This is a genomic window from Streptomyces sp. CNQ085 (genome assembly GCF_022614595.1).
Classification (GTDB): domain Bacteria; phylum Actinomycetota; class Actinomycetes; order Streptomycetales; family Streptomycetaceae; genus Streptomyces.
The window spans coordinates 21,356-27,687 of record NZ_JAJFAU010000051.1 but is presented as its reverse complement, the minus strand read 5'-3'; the positions used below and the strand labels follow the sequence as shown (position 1 = coordinate 27,687).

Below are 6,332 nucleotides of genomic sequence, written 5' to 3'. Positions count from 1 at the left end.
GCCGAGTCCGCTTCGCGGACTCGGCTCCGCGCGGCTCAGATCCGCACCTGTACGGCACCGGAGAGCCGGTCGTGCAGGCCGCGCGAGTCGCGGTCCCACACGAGCGCGGGCACCGCGAGCACCAGCAGGGCCGTGCGCACCACCGTGCGGGGCAGTGTCAGCCGCCCGCCGTTCGCGGAGACCACCCGCAGTCCCAGCAGCCGCTTGCCCGGTGTGAAGCCGACCGTGCCGACGGTGAGGACGCCGAGCACCGCGAAGACCAGCAGGGCCCAGTTCCCGGCGGAACCGATGTCGCCGCCCGTGAGCAGACCGTATGCGATCAGCACGCACAGGCCCCAGTCGATGAGGATCGCGCCGAACCGGCGCCCCGGCGGGGCGATCGACCCCGGCCCGTTCTCGGGCAGCCCCAGCCTCTCGCCCCGGTAGCCGAAGTCCGCACCCATCTGCTCGGCCGCGGCCCTGGGCCCGGAGAGCCAGGATCCGATTGCTTGCCTGTTGTCCACCCGTCAACGGTAACGCGCGGCCTTACCGGGTACCCGGCGGGTCCGTACACGGCCGCGAGGGCGGCACCGGGACCGGTGCCGAGAGCCACCGTCCGCACACTCGTCCGGTTAACATCATCGAAACAAATGGGTCATGCTTGAGAAATCCCGCAAATCTAAGGTCGGGCGACAGCAGGACATCGCACTGGACTGCCACTCGAGCTGCCACCCCGTCCCCTCGCGGCGGGACTAGGAGGACTTGGATGTTCCAGAACGCCGACGAGGCTAAGAAGTACATCGCGGACAACGACGTGAAGTTCGTCGACGTCCGTTTCTGCGACCTGCCGGGCATCATGCAGCACTTCACGATCCCGGCCTCGACGTTCGACCCGTCCGAGATGCAGGCCTTCGACGGGTCCTCGATCCGCGGCTTCCAGGCGATCCACGAGTCCGACATGGCGCTGCTGCCGGACCTGTCCACCGCCCGCCTGGACCCGTTCCGCCGCGACAAGACGCTCAACGTCAACTTCTTCATCCACGACCCGATCACCGGCGAGCAGTACAGCCGCGACCCGCGCAACGTGGCGAAGAAGGCCGAGGCGTACCTCGCCTCCTCCGGCCTCGCGGACACCGCCTTCTTCGGGCCCGAGGCCGAGTTCTACGTCTTCGACAGCGTCCGCTTCCAGACCAGCGCGAACGAGTCCTTCTACCACATCGACTCCGAGGCGGGCGCCTGGAACACCGGCGCGCTGGAGGACAACCGCGGCTACAAGGTCCGCTACAAGGGCGGCTACTTCCCGACCCCGCCGGTGGACCACTTCGCCGACCTGCGCGCCGAGATGTCGCTGGAGCTGGAGCGGGTGGGCCTGAAGGTGGAGCGCCAGCACCACGAGGTCGGCACCGCCGGCCAGGCGGAGATCAACTACCGGTTCAACACACTGCTCGCGGCCGCCGACGACCTGATGCTGTTCAAGTACATCATCAAGAACGTCGCCTGGCGCAACGGCAAGACCGCCACCTTCATGCCCAAGCCGATCTTCGGCGACAACGGCTCGGGCATGCACGTCCACCAGTCGCTGTGGTCCGGCGGTGATCCGCTGTTCTACGACGAGCAGGGCTACGCGGGCCTGTCCGACACCGCCCGCTACTACATCGGCGGCATCCTCAGGCACGCCCCGTCGCTGCTGGCCTTCACCAATCCGACGGTGAACTCCTACCACCGTCTGGTGCCCGGCTTCGAGGCCCCGGTGAACCTGGTGTACTCGCAGCGCAACCGCTCCGCCGCGATGCGCATCCCGATCACCGGCTCCAACCCCAAGGCCAAGCGCGTGGAGTTCCGCGCCCCGGACCCGTCCTCCAACCCGTACCTGGCCTTCTCGGCTCTGCTGCTGGCCGGCCTGGACGGCGTCAAGAACAAGATCGAGCCGGCCGAGCCGATCGACAAGGACCTCTACGAGCTGGCTCCGGAGGAGCACGCGAACGTCCCGCAGGTGCCGACCTCCCTGCCGGCCGTCCTGGAGGCCCTGGAGGCGGACAACGAGTACCTGCAGGCCGGCGGCGTCTTCACCGCCGACCTGATCGAGACCTGGATCGACTACAAGCGCACCAACGAGATCGCCCCGATCCAGCTCCGCCCGCACCCGCACGAGTTCGAGATGTACTTCGACATCTGATCGACGGACGCCCCCGCCCCGCCCCCGTGTCCGGCCCGCGTTCCCACAGGCCGGACACGGGGGCCACGGCGTCCGTGCCCCCGGGCTCCGCACCGCGCAGAGCCCGCGCCCGGACGGCCCTGTGCTCAGGCCCCGGCCCGTGGAGCCGCGGGCACCGGCACACCGGCACGATGACCACACGCCCCGGTCACGGGGGAGACGTCAGCCGCCGCTCTCCCCCGGTTCTCGGGGCACGATCCGAATCCACGGGCGACGACGGCGCCAGCCGACCGCGACACGGTGATCGCCGGCCCTGAGGAGAAGGAACCCGGTCACCGCGGCGGTCCCCGTCGCCACGGCACCGGCCGCGGCAAGGCCGGCGCGGGCTCCGTAGGTGTCGGTGATCCAGCCGACCACGGGAGCGCCGAGGGGCGCGCCGCCGAGGAGGACCATCATGTACAGGGCCGTGACCCGGCCCCGTACGGTCACGGCGGTGGAGGTCTGCATCGTGGCGTTCGTGGCCACGTTGACGACCATGGCGAACAACCCCATGGGGACCATGAGCAGGGCGAAGCTCCACAGAGTCGGCGCCGCGGCGGCCACGATCTGCAGGACGCCGAAGGCCAGCGCGGCGAGGAAGGGCAGTCTCCGCCGTGCGGACTCGTGCCGGGCGGTGAGCAGCGCTCCGGCCAGCGAGCCCGCCGCGACCAGGGTGTTGAAGAGGCTGTAGGCGCCCGCACCAGCGTCGAAGACGTCGTCCGCGTAGGCGGACAGGTGGACCGGGAAGTTGAGAGCGAAGGTACCGAAGAAGCCCACCAGGACGATGGGCCACAGCAGCTCCGGCCGGCCGGCGACGTAGCGCAGGCCCTCGCGCAGCTGTCCCTTTCCGCGCGGGGCGCGTTCGACGGCGCGCAGTTCCCTGTTGCGCATCAGCATCATGCAGATCAGGGGCGCGGCGAAGGACACCCCGTTGAGGAGAAACGCCCACCCGGTGCCGACACCGGTGATCAGCAGCCCGGCGATGGCCGGGCCGATCAGACGGGCGGACTGGAAGTTCGCGGAGTTGAGGCCGACCGCGTTCCGCAGCAGGCTCGGGCCGACCAGCTCGGCGAGGAAGGACTGGCGTGCCGGATTGTCGAACACGGTGGCGATGCCGACCGCGAAGGCGGCGGCGTACACGTGCCAGACGTGGACACGGCCGGTCAGTGTGAGGGTGGCGAGGGCGAGCGCGGTGAGGGCCATGACCACCTGGGTGGCCGCCAGTACGGGGCGCTTGGGCAGCCGGTCGACGAGGACCCCGCCGTACAGGCCGAACAGCAGCAGTGGCAGGAACTGCAGGGCGGTGGTGATCCCGACGGCGGTCGAGGAGCCGGTCAGGCTGAGGACCAGCCAGTCCTGGGCGATGCGCTGCGTCCAGGTGCCGTTGTTGGACACGACCTGGCCGAGGAAGAAGAGGCGGTAGTTCCTGACCTTCAGCGAGGACAGCAGACGAGCTCTGGGGGTGGGTGAGCCGTACCGGTCACGGATGTCGGGTGTGGGGGCGGAACCGGTCCCGGGTCCCGTACTCAACTGGGCTCTCCTCCTGAGTTCCGTCCGGTACGCGCGGCCGGTGTCCTTCGTTCCGGTTCGTGGTCGCGATCCACCTACGCGACCGTGATCACGGCAGGTGCCGCGGTCGAGTCACGGACCACGAGCGTGGGCCGGTGCAGGATGGACTGACCGGACTCACCGCCTCCCCCGTCCATGACCTGTCGCAGCTTGGCGAACGCGGTGGCCGCCATCTCCTCCACGGGCTGCCGCACCGTGGTGAGCGCGGGCGTGGCCATACCCGCGAGCATGATGTCGTCGTAGCCGGTCACGGAAACGTCGCGGCCGACCACCAGGCCCGCCTCCCGCGCGCCCGTGGCGACGCCGAGCGCGCACATGTCGTTGATGGTCACGATCGCGGTCGGCGGATTGGGGACCGAGAGGATCTCCCGTGCGGCGACCCGCCCGAGTTCGGCGGTGTCCCGGTCGTCGAAGTCCACCGTGTCGGCTCCCGACCACACGGTGCCCGCGGACGGGGGGAGGCCGGCGGTGTCCAGTGCCTGCCGGAAGCCGCTGTACCGCTCGGCACGGTTGACGCTGCCGATCGAACCCGACACGAAGGCCAGACGCGTGTGCCCCAGTCCCAGGAGGTGCTCTGTCGCCAGGCGCATGCCGAGGACGTTGTCGGTCCCGATGTTCACCACGCTGTGCGGGTCACCGGGTTGCGCGGTGCGGTCGAAGGCGACCAGTCCGAGCCCTTCCTCGACGGTCGGCTTCACGTGGTCGAGCGAGGGGAGGGAGGAGCACAGCACCACTCCGCCGATGCCGTCGCCCCACAGCTCCTCGACGTAGCGGCGTTCCCGGTCCGGGTCACGCTCGCTGTTGCACAGGAGCATGTAGAAGCCCTCCGCCAGGGCCGCCGCTTCTAGGTGCCGGGCGAAGGTGCCCCAGAACGGATTGGCCACCGACGGCACGACGAGCCCCAGCATCTGGATCCGCCCGGTTCGCAACTGCCGGGCGGCGCGGTTGGGACGGTAGCCGAGGCGGCGGATCGCCGACTCCACCCGCGACCGCGTCTCGGGGAGCATCCGGCCCGTCCTGCCGTTGAGCAGGTTGGAGACCGTGCTCGGCGAGACCCCGGCCTCCTGCGCCACCTGATAGATCGTTACCCCCGCCACTGGTCTCTCCCCTGCCAATGAGAGCGAATTGTTTCCGGAGTGTTGACAGCCCGTACGGCCGTTCCTAGTGTCTCGTGCATCGAAACACCAGTAAATCGATGCACTGACTCTACCGCAAGTACGCCATCCGTTCAGTGCGCGTCCTCTCGCCGTCCAGGAGTCCTCATGCGTACGCACACTTCCGCTCTGTCCAGAAGAAGACTTCTCGGACTCGGCGCCGCCGCGGCCGCGGGCGCCGCGCTGTCCGCCTGCGGCGGTCCGGCCCCCCAGCAGGGGGGCGGCGGCGACGCCTCCCTGCGCCTGCTCACTCCGATCTTCGACCGCGCGGACGGGCAGAAGCTGCTCACCTCGCTGCTCGCCGACTTCAAGAAGGACCACCCCGGCGTCAGTGTCCAGGTGGACTACACCGAGTACGGAAAGCTCAACGAGAAACTGGCCACGTCGATCGTGGGGGGCCAGCCCTACGACGTCATGCTGATGGGCGTCGGCTGGATCCCGCCCTTCGTCGAGAAGGGCGTGCTCGCCGACCTCGGGACGAGCCGGTCCGAGCTGGAGAGCACGTACAACCCCCGCGTGGTGGAGCCGGGGATCTACGAGGGCGGGACCTACGGCCGCCCCATCCTGCTCGACACCAGGATAGGCATCTACCGCAAGGACATACTGGCCGAGGCGGGGATCGACGCACCGCCCAAGGACATGACCGAGCTGATGGAAATGGGCAAGGAGCTGACGGTCCGCGAGGGCGGGAAGCTGACCCGGGCCGGCGTGGACATCCTCAGCAACGACCTGCGCCAGACGTACCTGCCGGTCATGTGGGCGCACGGCGGCGACCTGTTCGCCGACGGGAAGCCCGTCTTCGACTCGGACGAGGCCGTGGAAGCCCTCCAGTGGATGGTCGACGTCATCCGCACGGAGAAGATCGAGGACTACGGATTCACCCAGAAGGGGGCCGTCGTCGCTCCCCTCATCCAGGGACGGGCGGCGATGATGATCGGCCACAACGACATGTGGCGCCAGGCTTCCGAGAGCGCTCCCGAACTGATCGAGGAGGACAGGATCGGCGGGTTCATGCTGAACCAGCGGCGGCCCGCGCTGTTCCAGGGCGGGACGCTGGCCACCATGTCGGCGAAGACGAAGCATCCCGAGCAGGCCAAGGCCCTGGTGGAGTACCTGTCCGGGGAGAAGGTCTCGCCCCAGGCCGCCGAGCAGCGCGGCAACATCCCGGCGGTCCTCAGCGCGGCGGACTCCGAGTACGTCAGAAGCAACAAGCTCATCTCGTTCGCGGTGGACAACCTCGACCACGCCTTCTCCGAGGGCGGAGTGCCGACCTGGCTGGAGATCCGGGAGGAGTTCAAGCCCGCTCTGGAGAGCGCGCTGCTCGGCAAGTCCAGCCCGGCCGACTCCCTGCGAGGACTGGCCGAGACGGCTGAGGCCATCATCGCCAAGGGGGCCTGAGACCGGTGTCCAGCCACCAGGCCGTGGACACGGCACGT

5 protein-coding genes are annotated in these 6,332 nt (G+C 69.3%); 2 read left to right on the top strand and 3 right to left on the bottom strand.

The window, feature by feature from the left end; all coding sequences use genetic code 11:
* Positions 1-35 precede the first annotated feature (35 nt).
* Positions 36-503, bottom strand: coding sequence for an RDD family protein (locus LJ221_RS11545; RefSeq protein ID WP_241716005.1), 468 nt, complete (start codon positions 501-503; stop codon positions 36-38).
* 242 nt (positions 504-745) lie between these two features.
* Between LJ221_RS11545 and glnA the strand changes: the two genes are divergently transcribed.
* Positions 746-2,155, top strand: a complete 1,410-nt coding sequence (gene glnA / locus LJ221_RS11540; protein WP_241716003.1) for a type I glutamate--ammonia ligase — start codon at positions 746-748, stop codon at positions 2,153-2,155.
* 201 nt (positions 2,156-2,356) lie between these two features.
* Here the strand turns inward: glnA and LJ221_RS11535 are convergent, their stop codons facing one another.
* Entirely contained in the window at positions 2,357-3,703 is a 1,347-nt protein-coding gene (locus tag LJ221_RS11535; RefSeq protein WP_241716001.1) for an MFS transporter, read from the bottom strand.
* Positions 3,704-3,777: 74 nt separating this feature from the next.
* A complete protein-coding gene (locus LJ221_RS11530) occupies positions 3,778-4,839 on the bottom strand; it encodes a LacI family DNA-binding transcriptional regulator (protein ID WP_241715999.1) in 1,062 nt (353 codons plus the stop codon).
* Positions 4,840-5,004: 165 nt separating this feature from the next.
* Between LJ221_RS11530 and LJ221_RS11525 the strand changes: the two genes are divergently transcribed.
* Positions 5,005-6,294: an ABC transporter substrate-binding protein gene (locus LJ221_RS11525; protein WP_241715997.1), complete on the top strand. Its 1,290-nt coding sequence runs from the start codon at positions 5,005-5,007 to the stop codon at positions 6,292-6,294.
* Positions 6,295-6,332 lie beyond the last annotated feature (38 nt).